Here is a 20,937-nt window from a genome sequence, read left to right on the forward strand (position 1 = left end):
TTCACTCTCCTGCGGTTGTCGTCCACTGGCGTGAAGACCTCATTGTCCGCACTTCTCCAGCGAACGGCCGCAAGGATGCGCACGATCAGCGGTGTCGACCGTGCCCGCGCTCACACTGCAGCCCCTGTCGGCCGATGAAGACGAATGCAGCCGCGATCGACCGTCCGGCAGAGCCGCATTTCACGCCGCGAGGCGCCTCCGAAAAAAAACGCGGGTTGCGTGAGCTACCGGTCTTGCAAATCTCACCTTTGGGTGCATGTTCGCCACGCACTACTTTTGAATGAATCATTTTCAGCAATCATTTGCGACGCATGGCGGCGAGACCTTCGGCCCATCCCAGCGCGCACATCAATGGAGACCGGCCATGAAGACGATTCAGTGGCTCATGCTCACTTTCGCGACGACCGTCACCGCAAGCGGCCTTGCCGGCGCCTTCAGCCCGGCCAGCGCCGCCCCTCCACCGCCGGCGAAGAACTGCCCGGCCTTCGGCTGGTCGGAGGGACTGGGCAATTATCTCAAGCCGGACGCCGCCTTCCCCACCTCCGACACCAAGACCATCCCGACGCCGGACTGCAATTTCCATCAATGGTCGTGGGAGGCGTTCGTCTGGGCGACGGCGCTGGTGAAGGATTCGGGCTCCGGCGCCGCCGTCCCGCGGTTCATGACCTTGGCGACGCCCGAGGAGTTGCTCGGCAACGCCGAGAATGCCGGCGCACCACGGCCGCGCCCGCTGACGCTGGCGGCCCGTGCCCAGGTCTTCCACGGCACGGCCGGCTTCACCGAAGGCGCCGGCGCCATCGTCGAAGCCGACGGCAACATGCTGGTCGCGCAGAACGGCTATCCCGTCTACGCCTCGGTTCACATGAACCAGAGCTATTTCAGCACGGCGCGCAAGAACCTGATCGTGACCGGCGGCTACCAGAGCCAGCCGGCGGATTCCTCCTTCGCCGTTGGCGATGCGGTGTTCAAGGCGACGTGGCTGCGGCTCGACCCCGGGCAGGCACCGCCTGCGGGCGCCTATACGACCCAGGCGCAGGTGCCGGTGCTGGAGAACAACATCACCCCCGGCCTGATCACGATCCGCCCGGTGCCCGGCAAATTCGTCACCGTGACCGTGGCGCTGATCGGGCTCCACGTGGTCGGCTACACCGAGAACCACCCCGAATTCCTGTGGGGTACGTTCGAGCTGAAGAACAACTCGCCGCAGACGCCGGACAACACCTTTGCGCCATCGGCGAGCCGCTCGGATCCGAAGAGCTACACGCTCTACAAGGGCCGCACGCCGTTCTCACAGGTCAACATCCCGGCTCTGCCCGGCGCCAACCGGCCGCAACTGCGGCTCGATCCGGCGACCCAGAAGCTCACACCGGTGAGCAACGTCGTGCTCGAGAATCAGACCGGCGGCGAGAACCAGCCCAATGGCGTCGGCAACATCTTCGCGATCACGGCGCAAGCCCAGGGCTTTCTCTCCGGCCTGAAAGGCCCGCAATCGACGTTCGCGAACTACGCCCTCGACGGCACGGTCTGGATGCTCCCCAACTCGTATAATCTGAACAGCAACCAGACCAGCGCGGTCGGCTCGGTCAATCTCGCCAACGCCACCGCCGAGACCTTCGTGCAGAACGCCGACAACACGCCGATCAAGAACGTGCTGAATTGCTTCCTGTGCCACAACCCGACGTCGTATTCGTTCCAGACGCCGCCGCCGGCCAAGCTGCCGAACCGGCTGATCGCGCTGAGCCACGTGCTGTCGATCGGCTCACCCTACGAGGTGCCGAACTCGATCTCCGGCCGGCTCCTGATGCGGCCAGATCCGTTCAGGAAGTAGAGCGACGAACCTTGCGCGGCGGCGCCGGCAACGGGGCCGCCGACGGTCATTTCGAACTGATGGCAGATCCCAGGATCTGCCATCAAGCGATTGAACCGACGCCGGTTATCGGCGCGCTCCGAACACTGTGGATGAGCGCGAGGTCAGGACGGCGCGGCAAACCGCTTCGGTCCTTGCGCTGCCTCAGCCTTTGTCTCAGCTCTGGCGACGAAGCCCTTGGCGAGGGCGTGGTAGAGCCCCTCCTCGCAGATGAGACGCGAGGTGCCGTAGGCGATCAGCGCGGCCGTCATCAGCGGCACCACCATGACGTGGTTGTCAGTCATCTCGCAGCACCTTGCCGATGGCGATGCGGATCGACACCAGCGGGCTGCGCGCGCTTGTATCCGTCAGGTGGCGTGCGGCGATCGCCTGCGGGATTGCCGCTGCCTTGCGCGTTCAGGAAGAAGCGCTGGGTCAGATAGACCGACAGCGCGAAACCGGCGGGCGTCACCACCAGCGACGCGTAGCGTGACTTCGACAGCAGCCAGTTGAAGGCGAGCCGGCCAGGTCGGCGAGCTCAGCCAGCGCGACGCCGCACAACCACCAGGCTGCAGTGCGCAAGAAAACGTCCATGCGTTTGACTCCGCGGGAGATTTTGTCTCCATTTCGAACTTTCCGTCACGAACGTTTTAAGATCGACGAGGTATTTGCGTAGTTGCGCGTGTGAAACGTCGCGAACACTCTCAACCTTCTCTGCGACGTCTCTCCGCCCGACGGCTCCCGTTCAGACCTGATGTGACAGAAATGCAGCAAGCCCTGTTTGCGCACGCAAGCCGCCTCCTCTCCGTTATCTTCCAGCGACTACGTCCAAGCCTCGCCACCCAGATCGCGGCGCTCGGCACCGCCGGCGTAATCGTGGTCGGTGCGCTCTGCCTCGGCGGCCTGGAGCATGCGGCCCAGATCCAGCAGGCCGCGGACGACGGCATGCGGTTCCGCATTCACATCGCCACCCTGTCGGAGGGCTTTCTTGAGACCCAACAGCTCGCCACGCGATTCCTGCGCAGCCGCGACGAGAGCCTGATCGCCAGGCACGCCGATCGCCTCGCGCAGGGGCTGCGCGCGCTCGACGCCGTCGAGGCCTATGTCGCGACCACGCCCCAGGGAGACCCCATCGGCGAGGTCGGCGCGCTCCGCCCCGGCATCAACCTCTACGCGACGCGGTTCCAGAACATCGTCGGCGCGCAGCGCGTGCTTGGCTTCCGCGACGGCGACGGGCTGCAAGGCCGGCTGCAGAATGCCGCCCGCCCGTTCGAGACCGTGGTCACTCAAATCAGCGATCCCAGGCTGTCGCTCGCCATGCTGGCCATGCGCCGGCTCGAGACCGAGTTCCTGCTGCGCGGCGAGGAGAGGATCAGCGACCGCTTCGACGAGGCCGAAAGCGAGTTCGAGGCGGCGCTGGCGCGCGCGCCGGTCGCGGCAGCCAGCAAGTCGGAGCTCCTGCCGTTCGTCCGCGCCTACAAGCAGGCCTTCGCGGCGGTGGCGGTCTCGCGCCAGGCGCTGGACGAGCAGGCCGAGGACCTCGACCAGATCTTCGATCGCATCCGCCCGGCGCTGGTCAAGGCAGCGGCCGCCGCTCAGCAGCGCGCCGACGCGGGGGAGCGCAGGGCGGCGGAAGTCCGGCAGCTGCTGACATGGATCACCGGTGCGACCGCAATCGCGCTCGCGGTCGCCGCCGTGCTGTTCGGCCGCCGCGTCGCGCGGCTGATCCGGCGTATGAGCACGGCGATGTACGAGCTCGCCGCCGGCCGCTTCGAGATCGTGCTGCCCGGCCTCGGACGAAGCGACGAGATCGGCGCGATGGCGCAGGCGGTCGAGCAGTTCAAGCTCAAGGCCCGTGAGCGCGCGGACGCCGAGCTCGAAATCCGCCGCGAGGAGGACCGGCGCGCTGCCGAGCGCCATCGCGCCGGGCTCGCGCGGCTGGCAGAGGCGTTCGAAGCCACCGCCGGCCAGGTGATCGTGTCGGTGTCGTCGGCATCGCAGGAGCTGACGCAGTCGGCGCATGGACTGACCGAGACGGCCCATCACACCCAGGCGCTCTCGGCGGCCGTGGCCTCGGCCTCCCAGGAGGCCTCGCACAACGTGCAGCGCGTCGCCGCCGCGACCGAGCAGATGATGGCCTCGGCGGCCGAGATCGGCCGGCAGGTCGACATCTCCGCAGCCATTGCGCGCGACGCCGTCGATCAGGCGAGGCAGACCGACGAGCGGATGGCAATGCTGGCCGCCGCGGCCGACCGCATCGGCAGCGTCATCCAGCTGATCGCCACGATCGCGCAGCAGACCAACCTGCTGGCGCTCAATGCGACCATCGAAGCCGCGCGGGCCGGTGAAGCCGGTGCCGGCTTTGCCGTGGTCGCCCAGGAGGTCAAGACGCTCGCCAAGCAGACCGCGGATGCGACCGAGGATATCCGCGAGCAGATCGCCGGCATCCAGACGGCGACGCGGGATTCCGTCGGTGCCATTGGCGCCATCGTCGACATCATCAGCCGCATCTCGGAGATCGCCTCGCACGTCGCAACCGCGATCGAGGGTCAGGGCAATGCCACGCGCGACATCGTCCGCAACATCCAAGGCGCGTCCGAGCGCACCGCCCAGGTGGCGCACAGCATCGGCGAGGTCACACAGGGCGCCTCACGGACCGGCGAGGCCTCATCTCAGGTCCTCAGCGCAGCCCGGCTGCTGACCGAAGGCAACGACCGCCTCCGCCATGACCTCGATGACTTCGTCCGCACCATCCGCGCGGCGTGAGTGAGCGCGACCGTCTCACTTCATGTCGCTGCGAGCACAGCGACGGAATCAACTTTGCGCAGCCCTGGATGCGTCGCTGCGCGCGCGTGACGATGTGGCAAGAGGACGAGACACCCTCCCCGCCTCATCCGGCCACGCCACCTCAAACGAAAACGGCGCCCGAAGGCGCCGCTTTGCAAACCCTGGATCGGAGCGACCGTTACGCCGCTTCCGAGGTTTCCTGCACCGGACCGGAGTCCAGGCCCTTGGCATCGACGTCGCGGTCGACGAACTCGATCACGGCCATCGCCGCGTTGTCGCCGTAGCGGAAGCCGGCCTTGATGATGCGGGTGTAGCCGCCGTTGCGGTCCTTGTAGCGCGGCGCCAGGACGTCGAACAGCTTCTTGACCTGGTCGACATCGCGCATCTCCGCGATCGCCTGGCGGCGCAGCGCCAAGCCGCCCTTCTTGCCGAGCGTAACGAGCTTCTCGACGATCGGCCTGAGCTCCTTGGCCTTCGGCAGCGTGGTGACGATCTGCTCGTGCTTGATCAGCGCGGCGCACATGTTGGCGAACATCGCCTTGCGATGCTCGGCGGTGCGGTTGAGCTTCCGATGAACCTTGCCGTGACGCATTGTCTTAGTCCTTCATTTCAATCTGCCGCGACGGTTCGTCGGACATGTTGCTCAGGTGGGCTGCCTGCGTTCGCCCAGAAGTGCGAGTAGCGAATGGCGAGTAGCGAACAGTTCTTCCTATTCGCCACTTCCTACTCGCTATTCGCCACTCCCTATTCGCTCAGTAATGATCTTCGAAGCGCTTGGCGAGCTCGTCGATGTTCTCCGGCGGCCAGCCCGGCACTTCCATGCCGAGATGCAGACCCATCTGGGCCAGCACTTCCTTGATCTCGTTCAGCGACTTGCGGCCGAAGTTCGGGGTGCGCAGCATCTCTGCTTCCGACTTCTGCACGAGGTCGCCGATGTAGACGATGTTGTCGTTCTTCAGGCAGTTCGCCGAACGCACCGACAGCTCGAGCTCGTCCACCTTCTTGAGGAAGGCCGGGTTGAAGGCGAGGTCCGGGATGATCTCCTGGGCGACTTCCTTGCGCGGCTCTTCGAAGTTGACGAAGACGTTGAGCTGGTCCTGCAGGATGCGGGCGGCATAAGCCACCGCGTCCTCCGGCGTGATCGCGCCGTTGGTCTCGATCGTCATGGTCAGCTTGTCGTAGTCGAGGATCTGGCCCTCGCGGGTGTTCTCGACCTTGTAGGAGACCTTGCGGACCGGAGAGAACAGGCTGTCGACCGGGATCAGGCCGATCGGCGCGTCCTCGGGGCGGTTGCGATCGGCGGCGACATAGCCCTTGCCGGTCGCGACCGTGAACTCCATGCGGATCTCGGCGCCCTCGTCCAGGGTGCAAAGCTGCAGGTCAGGGTTCAGAACGACGATGTCGCCGACGGTCTGGATGTCACCGGCGGTGACCGCGCCCGGGCCCTGCTTCTTCACGACCATCCGCTTCGGGCCTTCGCCCTGCATCTTGATCGAGATGTCCTTGATGTTCAGCACGATGTCGGTCACGTCCTCGCGGACACCGGCGATCGAGGAGAACTCGTGCAGCACGCCGTCGATGTGCACCGACTGCACAGCGGCGCCCTGCAGCGACGACAGCAGGATGCGACGGAGCGCATTGCCGAGCGTCTGGCCGAAACCGCGCTCCAGCGGCTCGGCAACCACGGTGGCGAAACGGGTCGCGTCGGAGCCCGGCGTGACCTGGAGCTTGTTCGGCCGAATCAATTCTTGCCAATTCTTCTGGATCGTCACTGTTTCACCCATGGGCCAGTCATGGGATCTGACTGACTGGCGTTGGAGAACCGCGCTTCAGATCGCGGCAGTCGAAATGTCTCAAAAGCACGACGAGGCGGACATGCTGTCCGCCTCTTTCAGATTAGACGCGCCGACGCTTGCGCGGACGGCAACCATTGTGCGGGATCGTCGTCACGTCGCGGATCGAGGTGACGGTGAAGCCCGCAGCCTGCAGCGCGCGCAGCGCCGATTCGCGGCCAGAGCCAGGGCCGGCAACCTCGACCTCGAGGGTGCGCATGCCATGTTCCTGGGCCTTCTTGGACACGTCCTCCGCCGCGACCTGCGCGGCATACGGGGTCGACTTGCGCGATCCCTTGAAACCCATCGTACCGGCGGACGACCAAGCAATGGTGTTGCCCTGTGCGTCGGTGATGGTGATGGTGGTGTTGTTGAACGACGAATTCACATGAGCGACGCCGGAGGCGATGTTCTTGCGCTCGCGACGGCGGACACGTGTGGCTTCCTTGGCCATATAAGTACCTTTCTTGAGATCTCAACGCCGCCGTAATGCCAGCGGCTACACCAAACGAGCGAATGGTAAATAGCGAATAGCGAGAAGGGCTTCCCCTACCCGCTATCCGCGCATTCGCAATTCGCCAATTACTTCTTCTTGCCGGCGATCGCCTTGGCCGGCCCCTTGCGCGTGCGCGCATTGGTGTGGGTGCGCTGACCACGCACCGGCAGGCCGCGGCGATGACGCAGGCCGCGATAGCAGCCAAGGTCCATCAGCCGCTTGATGTTGATGCCGGTCTCGCGACGGAGGTCGCCCTCGACGACGTAGTCACGGTCGATGATCTCGCGGATCTGCAGGACTTCCTGGTCGCTCAGTTGGTTGACGCGGCGATCTTCCGCGATCTTCACCTTCTCCACGATCTCACCCGCGATCTTCGGGCCGATGCCATGGATGTACTGGAGCGCGATCAGGACGCGCTTGTTGGTCGGGATGTTGACACCGGCAATACGGGCCACGGACTTCTCTCCTGTCACCGATCCCAGGACGGACCGGCCTTCATTCTCGCTATCTCGGGCAGGTGTCCGCAAACGCGAACAAGACGCCCACCCCTCGATTCGTGGGGCCCGGCATCTCTGGGAAAACCATCCGACTTTGATGCGGGCTTATTAATGGATTCACACGGCGGTCGTCAACCGCCCCTACAAGATTCGATCACCTCGCCGCACGCTTTTTTGCAGCCTTTGCAGAGGTTTTGCGGGTTCCCCTGGTGGCCTTGGCGGCGGGCCTGGCAGCCTTCTTCGAAGCCTTGGAGGCCTTCTTCGGCGTCGTCTTGACTGCCTTTCTTGCGGTCTTGGCGGACTTATTGACTGCCTTTTTCGCCGGTGCGGCTGCCTTAGGAGCCTTTTTGGCAGCCTTCTTGGCCGATTTTGCCGGCCCCGTCTTGCCCGGTGCCTTGGCGCTGCGCTTGGCCGGGCTCGCCTTCTTGGCCGCCCGGTTACCGCCGGTCTTGCCAACGGCGGCCAGGATCCGACCGATCTCCTCGGTCACCTGCTCGATCGGCATCATGCCGTCGACGGTCGCCAGCATCCGATGGTCGGAATAATAGTGGATCAGGGGTGCGGTCTGGTCGCGGTAGCTGGCCAGGCGCTTGGTGAGGACCTCCGGCGTGTCATCGGCCCGAACAGCTTCGCCGCGCGCGCGGGTCTCGGCGGCCCGGCGCTCGACGCGCTCAAGCAGCACACCTTCATTGACGCGGAGTTCGATCACCGCGTCGAGCTTCATCTGCTTCTGCTTCAACAGCGCATCCAGCGCCTCGGCCTGCGGCACCGTGCGCGGGAAGCCATCGAGGATGAAACCATTGGCCGCGTCGGGCTGCTCGATCCGGTCCGCGATGATGCCGACCACGACCTCGTCCGGGACCAGACCGCCCGCCGCCATGATGTCCTTGGCCTTCAGCCCGATCGGCGTCTGCGCCGCCACCGCGGCGCGCAGCATGTCACCGGTCGACAGCTGGACGATGCCATACTGCTGCACGAGGCGCTGCGCCTGCGTTCCCTTGCCCGAGCCGGGCGGTCCCAGAAGAATGAGTCTCATCGAATTTCGCCCCCCGGCACACGGTGAGCGACCCTCCCGCACACCTTGTTCTTGGCTTTGTGGTTCCCGGGCCGCGATCCGCCGCTATCCGCGGCGGCGCCCCCGCAACTTCGACTTCCTGATCAGCCCCTCATATTGATGGGCGAGCAGATAACCCTGAACCTGCGCCACGGTATCCATCGTAACGCTGACCACGATCAGAAGCGAAGTGCCACCAAAGTAGAACGGGACGGAAGCGTAGGAAATCAGAATTTCCGGGATCAGACACACGATCGCCAGATAGATGGCGCCGAGCACGGTGATCCGCGACAGCACGTAATCGATATATTCCGCGGTGCGCTCGCCCGGCCTGATGCCGGGGATGAATCCGCCGTGCTTCTTGAGGTTGTCCGCGGTCTCGGTCGGGTTGAACACGATCGCGGTGTAGAAGAAGGCAAAGAACAGGATCAGCGCCAGATACAGCACCAGGAACAGCGGCCGGCCATGACCGAGCTGCGTCGTGATCCACTGGAACCACTCGGGTCCCTTGCCGGCGTTGAAATTGGCGACCGTGGTCGGCAGCAGCAACAGCGACGAGGCGAAGATCGGCGGGATCACGCCCGAGGTGTTCAGCTTGAGCGGCAGATGCGAGGACTGGCCCTCGAACATCTTGTTGCCGACCTGGCGCTTCGGATACTGGATCAGGAGCCGGCGCTGGGCGCGCTCCACGAACACGATGAAGGCGATCACGGCGACTGCCATCACGATGACGATCAGGATCAGGCCGGTCGACAGCGCGCCCTGACGTCCGAGCTCGAGCATGTTGGCGAGCGCCGAGGGCAGCTCGGCCACGATGCCGGACAGGATGATCAGCGAGATGCCGTTGCCGATGCCGCGCGAGGTGATCTGCTCGCCGAGCCACATCAGGAACATGGTGCCGCCGGTCAGCGTGATCGCGGTGGAGAGGCGGAAGAACAGGCCGGGATCGGCAACGACGTTGCCCGCGCCTTCGAGGCCGACGGCGATGCCGTACGACTGCACCGCGGCGAGAATCACCGTCAGATAGCGGGTGTACTGATTCAGCATCTTGCGGCCAGCCTCACCCTCTTTCTTGAGGGCTTCGAGCTGGGGCGAGACGGTGGTGAGCAACTGAATGATGATCGATGCCGAGATGTACGGCATGATGTTCAGCGCAAAGATCGCCATGCGGTGAATGCCGCCGCCGGCGAACATGTTGAACATGCCGAGAATGCCGCCGGCCTGGGTCCGGAACACCGAGTCCCAGATGTTCGGATCGATGCCTGGCAGCGGAATGTAGGTGCCGAGGCGGTAGACCAGCAGCGCACCGAGGGTGAACCAGATGCGCTTCTTCAGCTCATCGGCCTTCGCGAGCGCGCCGAAATTGAGGTTTGCCGCCAGTTGTTCCGCTGCTGAGGCCATGTCTAGCTTTCTCCCGCCGCCCTTCTTCACCGCATTGGGCCCCGCGAGGGCTCGCAGGGCCGGGCAGACGCCGGATATTATCTGGTGCGCGGGCGCGTTCTGTCCATTGCCCTGCCCTATCCGGCATGCGCCGGAGGCAGGGCAATGACGCAGATGTTACGCAGCCTCGCCTTCGTCCTTGGCTGGCGCCAGGAGCTTGACGGTGCCGCCGGCCTTCTCGACCGCCGCGATCGCCGACTTCGAGGCGCCATGCACCTCGATGTTGATCTTCGCAGTGAGCTCGCCACGGCCGAGCAGACGCACGCCGTCCTTCGGCCGCCGCAGCGCGCCCGACTTCACCAGCGCCTCGGCGTTGATCACGCTGCCGGCGTCGAGCTTCTTGGCGTCGATCGCCTGCTGGATCCGGTCGAGATTGATCTCGACGAAATCGAGCGCGAAGATGTTGTTGAAGCCGCGCTTCGGCAGACGGCGATGCATCGGCATCTGACCGCCTTCGAAGCCCTTGATGCGCACGCCGGAGCGCGCGGTCTGGCCCTTGCCGCCACGGCCCGAGGTCTTGCCCTTGCCGGAGCCGATGCCGCGGCCGACGCGCATGCGCTTCTTGCGCGCGCCGGCGTTGTCGGCGATATCGCTGAGCTTCATCGCCCTTCTCCTTACTTCTCGTCGACGATGCGGACGAGATGATGAACCTTGGTGATCATGCCGCGGACCGCCGGCGTATCCGGCAGCTCGGTCACGCGGCCGATCTTGTTGAGCTTCAACCCGATCAGCGTCTCGCGCTGCGAGTGATGCCGGCGGATCGGGCTGCCGATCTGCTCGATCTTGATCGTCTTGGCGCTAGCCATGGTGTTCACTCCGAGTTGCGCCATCCGCAGGACGACGCGCGTTCGTTAGTCGGCTGCTGCCTCGGCATCGCCACCGACGCGGCGGGCCTGCAGAGTCGACACCTTGATGTTGCGGCGCGCGGCGACCGAGCGCGGGCTATCCTGGTGCTTCAGCGCGTTGAAAGTCGCGCGCACCATGTTGTACGGGTTGGACGAGCCGATCGACTTCGCCACCACGTCCTGGATGCCGAGCGTCTCGAACACGGCGCGCATCGGGCCGCCGGCGATGATGCCGGTACCGGCCGGAGCCGCACGCAGATAGACGCGGCCCGCACCGTGACGACCGAAGATGTCGTGGTGCAGGGTGCGGCCCTCGCGCAGCGCGACGCGGGTCAGGTTGCGCTTGGCGGAGTCGGTCGCCTTGCGGATCGCCTCCGGAACCTCACGTGCCTTGCCGTGGCCGAACCCGACCCGGCCCTTCTGATCGCCGATCACGACGAGCGCCGCAAAGCCGAAGCGCTTACCGCCCTTCACGACCTTCGCGACTCGGTTGATGTGGACGAGCTTGTCGACGAACTCGCTGTCGCGCTCCTCGCGCTCCTTGCGATCGCGACCGCCTCGTTCCCGTTCACCTGCCATGGTGCTATCCAATCTTCTGAGGGGCTCTGACGCCCAAATCCGTTGATGTTAGAAGCTCAGCCCGCTCTCGCGCGCCGCGTCGGCCAGCGCCTTGACGCGCCCGTGATAGAGATAGCCGCCGCGATCGAACACGACTTCCTTGATCCCCGCCTTCACCGCGCGCTCGGCGAGCAGCTTGCCCACCGCCTTCGCCGCGTCGATGTCGGCACCGGTGTTGCCGGCCGAGCGCATCTCCTTCTCCATCGACGACGCAGAGGCGAGCGTCTCGCCCTTCTGGTCGTCGATGACCTGAGCGTAGATGTGCTTCGACGAGCGGAACACCGACAGACGCGGACGGCCGCCGGCGGAGCGGCGCAGCGACAGCCTCACACGCTGCTTGCGCCGGGCATTCGTAACCTTGGCTCTCGACATGTCCGGCTCCGTTACTTCTTCTTGCCTTCCTTGCGGAAGATGAATTCACCCGCGTACTTCACGCCCTTGCCCTTGTAGGGCTCCGGCGGCCGGTAGGCGCGGATTTCGGCAGCCACCTGGCCGACTCGCTGCGGGTCGATGCCCGTGACCGTGATCTCGGTGGGCTTCGGCACCGCGATCGTGATGCCTTCCGGGATCTGGTAGACGACGTCGTGGCTGTAGCCGAGCGCGAGCTGCAGGTTCTTGCCCTGCATCGCGGCACGGTAGCCGACGCCGGTGATCTCGAGCTTCTTCTCGAAGCCCTTGGTGACGCCTTCGACCAGATTCGCGATCTGGGCGCGAGCGGTGCCGTACAGCGAACGGGCGCGCTTGGTCTCGGCGCGCGGGGCAACCTTGACCTGGCCGTTCTCGAACTTCACGTCCACGTCGTCATGGACGATGAACTGAAGCTGGCCCTTCGGCCCCTTCATCTTGACGGTCTGTCCATCGACGGAGGCCGTCACACCGGACGGCACCGCCACAGGCTTCTTGCCAATACGTGACATGGCTCAATCCTTCTTAGAACACCGTGAAGAGAACTTCACCGCCGACATTCGCGTCACGCGCGCTATGGTCGGCCATGATTCCCTTCGGTGTCGACAAAACAGAAATTCCGAGCCCGTTGTTCACGCGCGGCAGGTTCTTCACCGAGGTGTAGACGCGGCGGCCAGGCTTGGAGACGCGCTCGATCTCGCGGATCACGGGCTCGCCGTCGAAATATTTCAGCTCGATCTCGATCTCGCTGCGGCCCGACGGATGCTCCAGCGTGGCATAGCCACGGATGTAGCCTTCGGACTTCAGCACCTCGAGCACGCTGGCGCGCATCTTGGAGCCGGGAGTCGAGACCTTCGACTTCGAGCGCATCTGCGCGTTGCGGATGCGGGTGATCAGATCGCTGATGGGATCGTGCGTTGACATGGTGCGACCCTCCTTACCAGCTCGACTTCACGAGGCCCGGGACCAGGCCCTTGGACCCGAGCTCGCGCAGCGCGATGCGGCTCAGCTTGTTCTTGCGATAGTTCGACCGCGGACGGCCGGTCAGCTCGCACCGGTTGCGGATGCGGGTCGCCGACGAATTGCGCGGCATCTCGGCCAGCTTCAGGGTCGCGGCAAAGCGCTCCTCCATCGGCTTGGACTTGTCGGCGATGATCGCCTTCAACCGGGCGCGCTTCGGGGCGGCGTTCTTCGTCATCCGCTTGCGCCGGTTGTTCTTCTCGATTGAACTCTTCTTTGCCATGCTTGGCTCCTGGGTATCCGCGTTTGAGAAGCTGTTCAGCGTCTCACTGCCGGAACGGGAAATTGAATGCGGTCAGAAGGGCACGGGCCTCATCATCGGTCGTCGCGGTGGTGCACACCGTGATGTCCATGCCCCAGCTCTCCCCGGCCTTGTCGAAGTCGATCTCGGGGAAAATGATGTGCTCCTTGATGCCGAGCGAGTAGTTGCCGCGGCCGTCGAAGCTCTTCGGGTTCAGACCGCGGAAGTCGCGGACGCGCGGCAGCGCGACGTTGATCAGACGGTCGATGAACTCGTACATCTTGGTCTTGCGCAACGTGACCTTGCAGCCGATCGGCTGGTTCTCACGCAGCTTGAAGGTCGCGATGGCGACGCGCGAATAGGTCACGACCGCCTTCTGGCCGGCGATCAGCGACAGGTCGGCCGCCGCCGTCTCCGCCTTCTTGCGGTCGTTGACCGCCTCGCCGATGCCCATGTTGAGCACGACCTTGTCGAGCCGCGGCACCTGCATGACGTTGGCGTAGCCGAACTTCTCGGTCAGCTGGCTCTTGATCTGGCGATCATATTCCGTGCGGAGGCGCGGGGTGTAAGCAGTCTCAGCCATCGATCTCAACTCCCGAGCTCTTGGCAACGCGGACCTTCTTGCCGTCCGCCTGAATCTTGAATCCAACGCGCGTCGGCTTGCCGTCCTTACCGACATACGCGACGTTCGACAGGTTGATCGGCGCCTCCTTGGAGATGATGCCGCCCTCCTGGTTCTGCGTCTGCTTCTGGTGACGCTTCACCAGGTTGATACCGCGCACCAGCGCGGTGCCCTCGTCGGGACGCACCTCGAACACCTCGCCGGTGCGACCCTTGTCGCGGCCGGTCAGGACGATCACCTTGTCGCCCTTGCGGATCTTGGCAGCCATCACAGCACCTCCGGCGCAAGCGAAATGATCTTCATGTGGTTCTTGGCGCGCAGCTCGCGTGGCACCGGCCCGAAGATGCGGGTGCCGACCGGCTCCGACTGGTTGTTGATCAGAACGGCCGCGTTGCGGTCGAAGCGGATCACCGAGCCGTCGGCGCGGCGGATGTCCTTGCGGACGCGCACCACGACGGCCTTCATGACGTCGCCCTTCTTCACCTTGCCACGCGGAATGGCTTCCTTGATCGACACCACGATGATGTCGCCGACGGTGGCATAGCGGCGCTTCGAGCCGCCCAGCACCTTGATACACATGACACGGCGTGCGCCGGAATTATCGGCCACGTCGAGGTTGGTCTGCATCTGAATCATTGATGCACCTCGTCCTCTTCATCTGCTGCGCAGGAAAGCTGCGCCTTGTTTGATCCCGAAAGCGAAATGGGCCCTCTTCGACGAGGGCCGCTTCGCGCCTCAGGCGGTTTTCTTGTGCTCGCCCCGGACCACGGTCCAGCGCTTCAGCTTCGAGATCGGCTTGCTCTCCTCGATCCACACCATGTCGCCCGGCTTGAACTCGTTGTTCTCGTCGTGGGCGTGGTAGTTCTTCGAGCGGCGGATGGTCTTCTTGTAGATCGGGTGGGTGAAGCGCCGGTCGACGCGCACGACCACCGTCTTGGCCTGCTTGTCGCTGACGACAACGCCCTGGAGGGTCCGTTTCGGCATGTCGAGCCTCTTACTTCGTCTTGGCGCGCTGCTGCGCGGCGATGGTCTTGATACGGGCGATGTCGCGACGCGCCTCGCGCAGCCGAGCGGTGTTCTCGAGCTGGCCGGTGGCACGCTGGAAGCGCAGGTTGAAACGCTCCTTCTTCAGGTTGACGATCGCATCGTCCATCTGATCGGGGCTCATCGCGCGAATGTCGGCAATCTTCATCTCGGCCATGACCATTACTCCGCAATGCGTTCGACGAAGCGCGTCTTGATCGGCAGCTTGGCGGCCGCCAGCAGCAGCGCCTCGCGCGCGATCTGGGTGCTCACGCCGTCGATCTCGAACATCACCCGGCCCGGCTTGACGCGGGCCACCCACAATTCCGGCGAGCCCTTGCCGGAGCCCATGCGGACCTCGGCCGGCTTCTTCGACACCGGAAGATCCGGGAACACCCGGATCCAGACGCGGCCGGCGCGCTTCATGTGACGGGTCAAGGCACGACGGGCGGCCTCGATCTGGCGCGCGGTGACGCGGTCCGGCTCCATCGCCTTCAGCCCGAACTGGCCGAAGGCCAGCGTCGCGCCCGAGGACGCAACGCCGTGGATACGGCCCTTATGCGCCTTTCGGAACTTGGTCTTCTTTGGTTGCATCATGGCTTTGAGCCCTCAAACCTGTCTTGTCGCGGCTGATCGATCAGGCCGCGTCGCGGCGCGACCGCGGCTGCGAGCTCTCGCCGCCGCCTTCGTTCATCCGCTTGTCCTGTGCCATCGGATCGTGCTCGAGGATCTCGCCCTTGAAGATCCAGACCTTCACGCCGCAGGTGCCGAAGGTGGTGAACGCGGTGGCCACACCGTAGTCGATGTCGGCGCGCAGCGTGTGCAGCGGCACCCGGCCCTCGCGGTACCATTCCATGCGGGCGATTTCCGCACCGCCCAGACGACCCGAGCAGTTGATGCGGATGCCCTCGGCGCCGAGACGCATCGCCGACTGCACGGCGCGCTTCATGGCGCGGCGGAACGCCACGCGGCGCTCGAGCTGCTGCGCGATCGACTCGGCGACCAGGGTCGCATCGAGCTCGGGCTTGCGGATCTCGACGATGTTGATGACGACGTCCGACGAGGTGATGTCGGCGACGCGCTTGCGCAGCTTGTCGATGTCGGCGCCCTTCTTGCCGATCACGACGCCCGGACGTGCCGAGTGGATCGTGACGCGGCACTTCTTGTGCGGACGCTCGATCACGATGCGGGCGACGGCCGCCTGCTTGAGCTCCTTGTGCAGGATCTCGCGGATCTTGACGTCTTCATGCAGCAGCTTGCCGTACTCGGCCTTGCCAGCGAACCAGCGCGAATCCCAGGTCCGGTTGATGCCGAGACGCAGACCGATCGGATTGATCTTTTGACCCATCGTATTCTCCCAGCGCCTGCTTTAAGCGCTCGCCTCGACCTGACGGACAATGATCGTCAGCTGCGAAAACGGTTTGAAAACTCGGCCCGAACGGCCACGGCCGCGCGGCGAGAAACGCTTCATCACGATTCCCTTGCCGACGAAAGCCTGCGAAACGACGAGATCGTCGACCTCGAGCTCGTGATTGTTCTCGGCATTGGCGATCGCCGATTCCAGGCACTTCTTGACATCGACCGCAATCCGCTTGCGCGAGAACTGCAGGTCGGCGAGGGCTGCCGACGCCTTGCGGCCGCGGATCATCTGCGCCACCAGGTTCAGCTTCTGCGGGCTCACCCGAAGCATCCGGGCCACAGCCTTGGCCTCGTTTTCGGGGAGGCTCCGTTCGCGCTTTGGTTTGCTCATCGCTTAATCCTCAAGCCTTCTTGGCTTTCTTATCGCCCGAATGGCCGTGGAAGGTGCGGGTCGGCGAGAACTCGCCGAACTTGTGGCCGACCATCTCTTCGTTGATCGCCACCGGCACGTGCTTCTGGCCGTTGTAGACGCCGAACGTCAGGCCGACAAACTGCGGCAGGATGGTCGAGCGGCGGCTCCAGATCTTGATGACGTCGTGACGGCCGGACGCGCGCGCCGCATCTGCCTTCTTGAGCAGCGACGCCTCGACGAACGGGCCTTTCCAGACTGAACGAACCATGTCCGTCGTTCCTTACTTCTTCCGCTTGTGGCGGCTCAAGAGAATGAATTTGTCGGTCGACTTGTTGGTGCGGGTCTTCTTGCCCTTGGTAGGCTTGCCCCACGGAGTGACCGGGTGACGACCGCCCGAGGTACGGCCTTCGCCGCCGCCGTGCGGATGGTCGATCGGGTTCATCGCGACACCGCGGTTGTGCGGGCGACGACCCATCCAACGCTTGCGGCCGGCCTTGCCGATCGAGGTGTTCATGTGGTCCGGGTTCGACACCGCACCGATGGTGCCGCGGCAACGGCCGTGCACCAGGCGTTGCTCGCCCGAGTTCAGGCGGACGATCACGTAGTCCTGGTCGCGGCCGACGATCTGAGCATACGTGCCGGCCGAACGCGCGAGCTGGCCGCCCTTCCCGATCTTGACCTCGATGTTGTGCACGATCGTGCCGACCGGCATGTTGCCGAGCGGCATGACGTTGCCCGGCTTCACGTCGACATAGTTGCCGGCGACGATGGTGTCGCCGACCGCCAGGCGCTGCGGCGCCAGGATGTAGGCGAGCTCGCCGTCCTGATACTTGACCAGGGCGATGAAGGCGGTGCGGTTCGGATCATACTCCAGCCGCTCGACGGTGGCCGGAACGTCGACCTTGTCGCGCTTGAAGTCGACCGTACGATACGACTGCTTGTGGCCGCCACCGAGGAAGCGAACCGTGATGCGGCCGGTGTTGTTGCGACCGCCGCTCGACTGCTTGCCTTCGGTCAGCGCCTTGACCGGCTTGCCCTTGTAGAGGGCCGAACGATCGACCATCACCAGCTGGCGCTGGCCCGGCGTCGTGGGATTGAATGTCTTCAGTGCCATGGCAGCTCAGCCTTACAGTCCGGTGGTCACGTCGATACGGTGACCCTCTTCGAGGGTCACGATCGCGCGCTTGCTGTCCGATTGCGAACCGAAATTGCCGCGGAACACCTTGGTCTTGCCCTTGCGGACGAGCGTGTTGACGCTCCTGACCTTGACGTCGAACAGCTTCTCGATCGCTTCCTTGATCTGCGGCTTGGTCGCCTTGGCGGCCACCTTGAACAGAACCTTGTTGTGCTCGGAGGCGAACGTCGCCTTCTCGGTCACGACCGGCGCGATGATGATGTCGTAGTGGCGCGGATCAATGGTCTTCATTTGAAGCGCGCCTCCAGCGCATCGATCGCCGCCTTGGTCAGCACGAGCTTCTGACGGCGCAGGATGTCGTAGACGTTGATGCCCTGGATCGGCAGCACGTCCAGGTTCGGGATGTTACGGGCTGCAGCGGCAAAGCCGTTGTGCAGCTCAGCACCGTCGATGATCAGCGCGTTGGTCAGGCCGAGACCGGAGAAGTGACCGATCAGCGCCTTGGTCTTCGCCGCCTCGAGGGTGGCGTTCTCCAGCACGACAAGATCACCGTCCTTGGCCTTGGCGGACAGCGCATGCTTCAGCGCCAGCGCACGGACCTTCTTCGGCAGGTCGGTCGCATGCGAGCGCACGACCGGACCGAAGGCGCGGCCGCCGCCACGGAACTGCGGCACGCGGGCCGAGCCGTGACGAGCACCGCCGGTGCCCTTCTGCTTGTACATCTTCTTGCCGGTGCGCCAGATCTCGGCGCGGCCTTTGGCCTTGTGGGTGCCGGCCTGGCGCTTGTTCAGCTGCCACTGAACGCAGCGCTGAATGATGTCGACGCGCGGCTCCAGACCGAAGATGGCGTCGGAGAGCTGGACGGAGCCGGCTTCCTTGCCCTCGAGGGTGGTGACTTTCAGTTCCATTTATGCGCCCTCCTGCACGGCCGGCGCTTCGGCAGCCTGCTCACCCGCGACCTTGAACTTGCCGGGCTTCGGCGCTTCCTTCGGCAGCGGCTTCTTCACGGCGTCGCGCACCGAGATCCAGCCACCCTTGGAGCCGGGCACCGCGCCTTCCACCAGGATCAGGCCACGCTCGACATCCGTCTGCACCACACGCAGGTTCAGCGTGGTGATGCGATCGACACCCATGTGACCGGGCATCTTCTTGTTCTTCCAGGTCTTGCCGGGGTCCTGACGGCCACCGGTCGAACCGATCGAACGGTGCGAGATCGAGACACCGTGCGTGGCGCGCAGACCGCCGAAGTTCCAGCGCTTCATACCGCCGGCGAAGCCCTTACCGACCGAGGTGCCGGTGACGTCGACGAACTGGCCGACGACGAAGTGATCGGCCTGGATCTCGGCGCCGACCGGAATCAGCGAGTCCTCGCTGACACGGAATTCGGCGAGCTTGCGCTTCGGCTCGACCTTGGCGACCGCGAACTGACCGCGCTCGGCCTTCGGCATGTAGACCGTCTTGCGGCTGCCGCTGCCGAGCTGCAGAGCGACGTAGCCGTTCTTCTCGGTGGTGCGGTGACCGACCACCTGGCAATTGCCGAGCTTCAGCACGGTCACGGGGATATGTTCGCCGGTCTCCGTGAAGACCCGCGTCATCCCGACCTTTTGTGCGATCACTCCGGAGCGCATCGGCGTGCTTCCTGTTCTTCTCTATGTCCGCGTGAGGTGCGAACGTGAATCCAAAAACTTAGAGCTTGATCTCGACGTCGACACCGGCGGCCAGATCGAGCTTCATCAAAGCATCGACGGTCTGCGGGGTCGGATCGACGATGTCGAGCAGGCGCTTGTGGGTGCGCATCTCGAACTGCTCGCGGCTCTTCTTGTCGACGTGCGGCGAACGGTTCACGGTGAACTTCTCGATGCGGGTCGGCAGCGGAATGGGTCCGCGAACCTGCGCGCCGGTCCGTTTCGCCGTGTTGACGATCTCGCGCGTCGACGTATCGAGGATACGATGGTCAAACGCCTTGAGACGGATGCGGATATTTTGGCCGTTCATTGCCGTATCTTTCTGTGAGTAGTGAGTGGCGAGTAGCGAACGGCGAATGGATAATCTCCATTCGCCACCCGCCATTCCCTATTCGCTGTTGTTACTCGATGATCGAGGCGACGACGCCGGCGCCGACGGTACGGCCGCCCTCGCGGATGGCGAAGCGCAGCTTCTCCTCCATCGCGATCGGCACGATCAGGTGCACTTCCATCGCGATGTTGTCGCCCGGCATCACCATCTCGGTGCCTTCCGGCAGATGGACGACGCCGGTCACGTCGGTCGTGCGGAAGTAGAACTGCGGACGATAGTTGGTGAAGAACGGCGTGTGACGGCCGCCCTCTTCCTTGGTGAGGATGTAGGCCTCAGCCTTGAACTTGGTGTGCGGCTTGACCGAGCCCGGCTTGCACAGCACCTGGCCGCGCTCGACGTCCTCGCGCTTGGTGCCGCGGAGCAGCGCGCCGATGTTGTCGCCGGCCTGGCCCTGATCGAGCAGCTTGCGGAACATTTCGACGCCGGTGACGGTGGTCTTCTGGGTCGGGCGGATGCCGACGATCTCGATTTCCTCACCGACCTTGATGATGCCGCGCTCGACACGGCCGGTCACCACGGTGCCGCGGCCCGAGATCGAGAACACGTCTTCGACCGGCATCAGGAAGGGCTGGTCGATCGGACGCTCCGGCTGCGGAATGTACTCGTCGACATTGCGCATCAGCTCGAGGATGGCGTCGTGGCCGAGCTTCTTGTCCGAATCCTCGAGAGCGGCGAGCGCCGAGCCCTTGATGATCGGGATCTTGTCGCCCGGGAATTCGTACTTCGACAGCAGCTCGCGGACCTCGAGCTCGACGAGCTCCAGCAGCTCCGGATCGTCGACCATGTCGCACTTGTTGAGGAACACGACCAGCGCCGGCACGCCCACCTGGCGAGCGAGCAGGATGTGCTCACGGGTCTGCGGCATCGGGCCGTCAGCGGCCGACACGACCAGGATCGCGCCGTCCATCTGCGCGGCGCCGGTGATCATGTTCTTCACATAGTCGGCGTGGCCGGGGCAATCGACGTGCGCGTAGTGGCGGTTCTTGGTCTCGTACTCGACGTGCGCGGTCGAGATGGTGATGCCGCGCGCCTTCTCTTCCGGGGCCTTGTCGATCTGGTCGTAGGCAGTGAACGTCGCACCGCCCGTCTCGGCCAGGATCTTGGTGATTGCAGCCGTCAGCGAGGTCTTGCCGTGGTCGACGTGACCGATGGTGCCGATGTTGCAGTGGGGCTTGTTACGTTCAAACTTAGCTTTGGCCATTTGACTCTCCGTTCAGTCGCTCACTTGA

At 64.5% G+C, this 20,937-nt stretch carries 31 protein-coding genes and 1 pseudogene; 2 read left to right on the forward strand and 30 right to left on the reverse strand.

The features are described from left to right. Positions 1 to 364 precede the first annotated feature (364 nt). On the forward strand, positions 365 to 1,828 hold the full coding sequence (locus QX135_RS30350) for a hypothetical protein (protein WP_316234443.1): 1,464 nt from the start codon (positions 365 to 367) through the stop codon (positions 1,826 to 1,828). A gap of 143 nt (positions 1,829 to 1,971) precedes the next feature. Here the strand turns inward: QX135_RS30350 and QX135_RS30355 are convergent, their stop codons facing one another. Next, complete coding sequence (locus tag QX135_RS30355; protein ID WP_316234444.1) at positions 1,972 to 2,151, reverse strand: hypothetical protein; 180 nt, start codon at positions 2,149 to 2,151, stop codon at positions 1,972 to 1,974. Between the two features lie 4 nt (positions 2,152 to 2,155). Further along, positions 2,156 to 2,398: pseudogene (locus QX135_RS30360) on the reverse strand (chloride channel protein); the annotation flags it as partial. Positions 2,399 to 2,611: 213 nt separating this feature from the next. Between QX135_RS30360 and QX135_RS30365 the strand changes: the two are divergent. Next, a complete protein-coding gene (locus QX135_RS30365; protein WP_316234445.1) occupies positions 2,612 to 4,612 on the forward strand; it encodes a HAMP domain-containing methyl-accepting chemotaxis protein in 2,001 nt (666 codons plus the stop codon). Positions 4,613 to 4,811: 199 nt separating this feature from the next. Here the strand turns inward: QX135_RS30365 and rplQ are convergent, their stop codons facing one another. From rplQ to tuf, 28 genes are all read right to left on the reverse strand, one after another. Next, complete coding sequence (gene rplQ, locus QX135_RS30370) at positions 4,812 to 5,225, reverse strand: 50S ribosomal protein L17 (protein WP_315754213.1); 414 nt, start codon at positions 5,223 to 5,225, stop codon at positions 4,812 to 4,814. A 160-nt stretch (positions 5,226 to 5,385) separates the two neighbouring features. Beyond that, positions 5,386 to 6,417 (reverse strand): DNA-directed RNA polymerase subunit alpha, encoded by a 1,032-nt coding sequence (locus tag QX135_RS30375; protein ID WP_315737606.1) that lies wholly within the window; start codon positions 6,415 to 6,417, stop codon positions 5,386 to 5,388. A gap of 112 nt (positions 6,418 to 6,529) precedes the next feature. Continuing rightward, positions 6,530 to 6,919 (reverse strand): 30S ribosomal protein S11, encoded by a 390-nt coding sequence (gene rpsK / locus QX135_RS30380; RefSeq protein WP_012045029.1) that lies wholly within the window; start codon positions 6,917 to 6,919, stop codon positions 6,530 to 6,532. A gap of 128 nt (positions 6,920 to 7,047) precedes the next feature. Then, on the reverse strand, positions 7,048 to 7,416 hold the full coding sequence (gene rpsM, locus QX135_RS30385; protein WP_006611860.1) for a 30S ribosomal protein S13: 369 nt from the start codon (positions 7,414 to 7,416) through the stop codon (positions 7,048 to 7,050). A gap of 196 nt (positions 7,417 to 7,612) precedes the next feature. Then, a complete protein-coding gene (locus tag QX135_RS30390; RefSeq protein ID WP_316163226.1) occupies positions 7,613 to 8,494 on the reverse strand; it encodes an adenylate kinase in 882 nt (293 codons plus the stop codon). Positions 8,495 to 8,578: 84 nt separating this feature from the next. Further along, complete coding sequence (gene secY / locus QX135_RS30395) at positions 8,579 to 9,913, reverse strand: preprotein translocase subunit SecY (RefSeq protein ID WP_315714557.1); 1,335 nt, start codon at positions 9,911 to 9,913, stop codon at positions 8,579 to 8,581. 156 nt (positions 9,914 to 10,069) lie between these two features. After that, positions 10,070 to 10,555, reverse strand: coding sequence for a 50S ribosomal protein L15 (rplO, locus tag QX135_RS30400; RefSeq protein ID WP_315737604.1), 486 nt, complete (start codon positions 10,553 to 10,555; stop codon positions 10,070 to 10,072). 11 nt (positions 10,556 to 10,566) lie between these two features. Next, positions 10,567 to 10,758, reverse strand: coding sequence for a 50S ribosomal protein L30 (gene rpmD / locus QX135_RS30405; RefSeq protein WP_006611856.1), 192 nt, complete (start codon positions 10,756 to 10,758; stop codon positions 10,567 to 10,569). A 45-nt stretch (positions 10,759 to 10,803) separates the two neighbouring features. Continuing rightward, entirely contained in the window at positions 10,804 to 11,376 is a 573-nt protein-coding gene (rpsE, locus tag QX135_RS30410; RefSeq protein ID WP_006611855.1) for a 30S ribosomal protein S5, read from the reverse strand. A 48-nt stretch (positions 11,377 to 11,424) separates the two neighbouring features. Then, positions 11,425 to 11,787 (reverse strand): 50S ribosomal protein L18, encoded by a 363-nt coding sequence (gene rplR / locus QX135_RS30415; protein ID WP_006611854.1) that lies wholly within the window; start codon positions 11,785 to 11,787, stop codon positions 11,425 to 11,427. Positions 11,788 to 11,798: 11 nt separating this feature from the next. After that, entirely contained in the window at positions 11,799 to 12,332 is a 534-nt protein-coding gene (gene rplF / locus QX135_RS30420) for a 50S ribosomal protein L6 (protein ID WP_172108074.1), read from the reverse strand. Between the two features lie 13 nt (positions 12,333 to 12,345). Then, entirely contained in the window at positions 12,346 to 12,744 is a 399-nt protein-coding gene (gene rpsH / locus QX135_RS30425; RefSeq protein ID WP_315714559.1) for a 30S ribosomal protein S8, read from the reverse strand. Positions 12,745 to 12,757: 13 nt separating this feature from the next. Then, entirely contained in the window at positions 12,758 to 13,063 is a 306-nt protein-coding gene (rpsN, locus tag QX135_RS30430) for a 30S ribosomal protein S14 (RefSeq protein WP_315737603.1), read from the reverse strand. A 43-nt stretch (positions 13,064 to 13,106) separates the two neighbouring features. Beyond that, positions 13,107 to 13,664, reverse strand: coding sequence for a 50S ribosomal protein L5 (gene rplE / locus QX135_RS30435; protein WP_315737602.1), 558 nt, complete (start codon positions 13,662 to 13,664; stop codon positions 13,107 to 13,109). Then, positions 13,657 to 13,971: a 50S ribosomal protein L24 gene (gene rplX, locus QX135_RS30440; RefSeq protein ID WP_315737601.1), complete on the reverse strand. Its 315-nt coding sequence runs from the start codon at positions 13,969 to 13,971 to the stop codon at positions 13,657 to 13,659. Before rplX ends, rplE begins: the two co-directional genes overlap by 8 nt. Next, complete coding sequence (gene rplN / locus QX135_RS30445; RefSeq protein ID WP_006611848.1) at positions 13,971 to 14,339, reverse strand: 50S ribosomal protein L14; 369 nt, start codon at positions 14,337 to 14,339, stop codon at positions 13,971 to 13,973. Before rplN ends, rplX begins: the two co-directional genes overlap by 1 nt. Before the next feature lie 99 nt (positions 14,340 to 14,438). Continuing rightward, positions 14,439 to 14,687 carry a 30S ribosomal protein S17 gene (gene rpsQ / locus QX135_RS30450; RefSeq protein ID WP_008963469.1) on the reverse strand — a complete coding sequence of 83 codons (249 nt, stop codon included), beginning with the start codon at positions 14,685 to 14,687 and terminating at the stop codon, positions 14,439 to 14,441. Between the two features lie 10 nt (positions 14,688 to 14,697). Further along, the gene (gene rpmC, locus QX135_RS30455; protein ID WP_006611846.1) at positions 14,698 to 14,904 is read right to left on the reverse strand and encodes a 50S ribosomal protein L29; all 207 of its coding nucleotides are present in this window, start codon (positions 14,902 to 14,904) and stop codon (positions 14,698 to 14,700) included. A 5-nt stretch (positions 14,905 to 14,909) separates the two neighbouring features. Further along, positions 14,910 to 15,323 carry a 50S ribosomal protein L16 gene (rplP, locus tag QX135_RS30460; RefSeq protein WP_315737600.1) on the reverse strand — a complete coding sequence of 138 codons (414 nt, stop codon included), beginning with the start codon at positions 15,321 to 15,323 and terminating at the stop codon, positions 14,910 to 14,912. A 40-nt stretch (positions 15,324 to 15,363) separates the two neighbouring features. After that, positions 15,364 to 16,074, reverse strand: a complete 711-nt coding sequence (gene rpsC, locus QX135_RS30465; protein WP_012045041.1) for a 30S ribosomal protein S3 — start codon at positions 16,072 to 16,074, stop codon at positions 15,364 to 15,366. 21 nt (positions 16,075 to 16,095) lie between these two features. Beyond that, positions 16,096 to 16,476: a 50S ribosomal protein L22 gene (rplV, locus tag QX135_RS30470; protein WP_315714562.1), complete on the reverse strand. Its 381-nt coding sequence runs from the start codon at positions 16,474 to 16,476 to the stop codon at positions 16,096 to 16,098. A 10-nt stretch (positions 16,477 to 16,486) separates the two neighbouring features. After that, positions 16,487 to 16,765, reverse strand: coding sequence for a 30S ribosomal protein S19 (gene rpsS / locus QX135_RS30475; protein ID WP_006611842.1), 279 nt, complete (start codon positions 16,763 to 16,765; stop codon positions 16,487 to 16,489). A gap of 12 nt (positions 16,766 to 16,777) precedes the next feature. Beyond that, the gene (gene rplB, locus QX135_RS30480; protein ID WP_006611841.1) at positions 16,778 to 17,611 is read right to left on the reverse strand and encodes a 50S ribosomal protein L2; all 834 of its coding nucleotides are present in this window, start codon (positions 17,609 to 17,611) and stop codon (positions 16,778 to 16,780) included. 12 nt (positions 17,612 to 17,623) lie between these two features. Then, entirely contained in the window at positions 17,624 to 17,923 is a 300-nt protein-coding gene (locus QX135_RS30485; RefSeq protein ID WP_315737599.1) for a 50S ribosomal protein L23, read from the reverse strand. Continuing rightward, on the reverse strand, positions 17,920 to 18,540 hold the full coding sequence (gene rplD / locus QX135_RS30490) for a 50S ribosomal protein L4 (protein WP_315737598.1): 621 nt from the start codon (positions 18,538 to 18,540) through the stop codon (positions 17,920 to 17,922). Before rplD ends, QX135_RS30485 begins: the two co-directional genes overlap by 4 nt. After that, on the reverse strand, positions 18,541 to 19,260 hold the full coding sequence (rplC, locus tag QX135_RS30495; RefSeq protein ID WP_006611838.1) for a 50S ribosomal protein L3: 720 nt from the start codon (positions 19,258 to 19,260) through the stop codon (positions 18,541 to 18,543). A gap of 58 nt (positions 19,261 to 19,318) precedes the next feature. Continuing rightward, a complete protein-coding gene (gene rpsJ, locus QX135_RS30500) occupies positions 19,319 to 19,627 on the reverse strand; it encodes a 30S ribosomal protein S10 (protein ID WP_002712302.1) in 309 nt (102 codons plus the stop codon). Between the two features lie 91 nt (positions 19,628 to 19,718). Next, complete coding sequence (gene tuf, locus QX135_RS30505; protein ID WP_006611837.1) at positions 19,719 to 20,909, reverse strand: elongation factor Tu; 1,191 nt, start codon at positions 20,907 to 20,909, stop codon at positions 19,719 to 19,721. Positions 20,910 to 20,937: the final 28 nt, after the last annotated feature.

Origin of the sequence: Bradyrhizobium sp. SZCCHNR1098, from assembly GCF_032489375.1 — a bacterium.
In the GTDB taxonomy this organism is placed as follows: Bacteria; Pseudomonadota; Alphaproteobacteria; order Rhizobiales; family Xanthobacteraceae; genus Bradyrhizobium.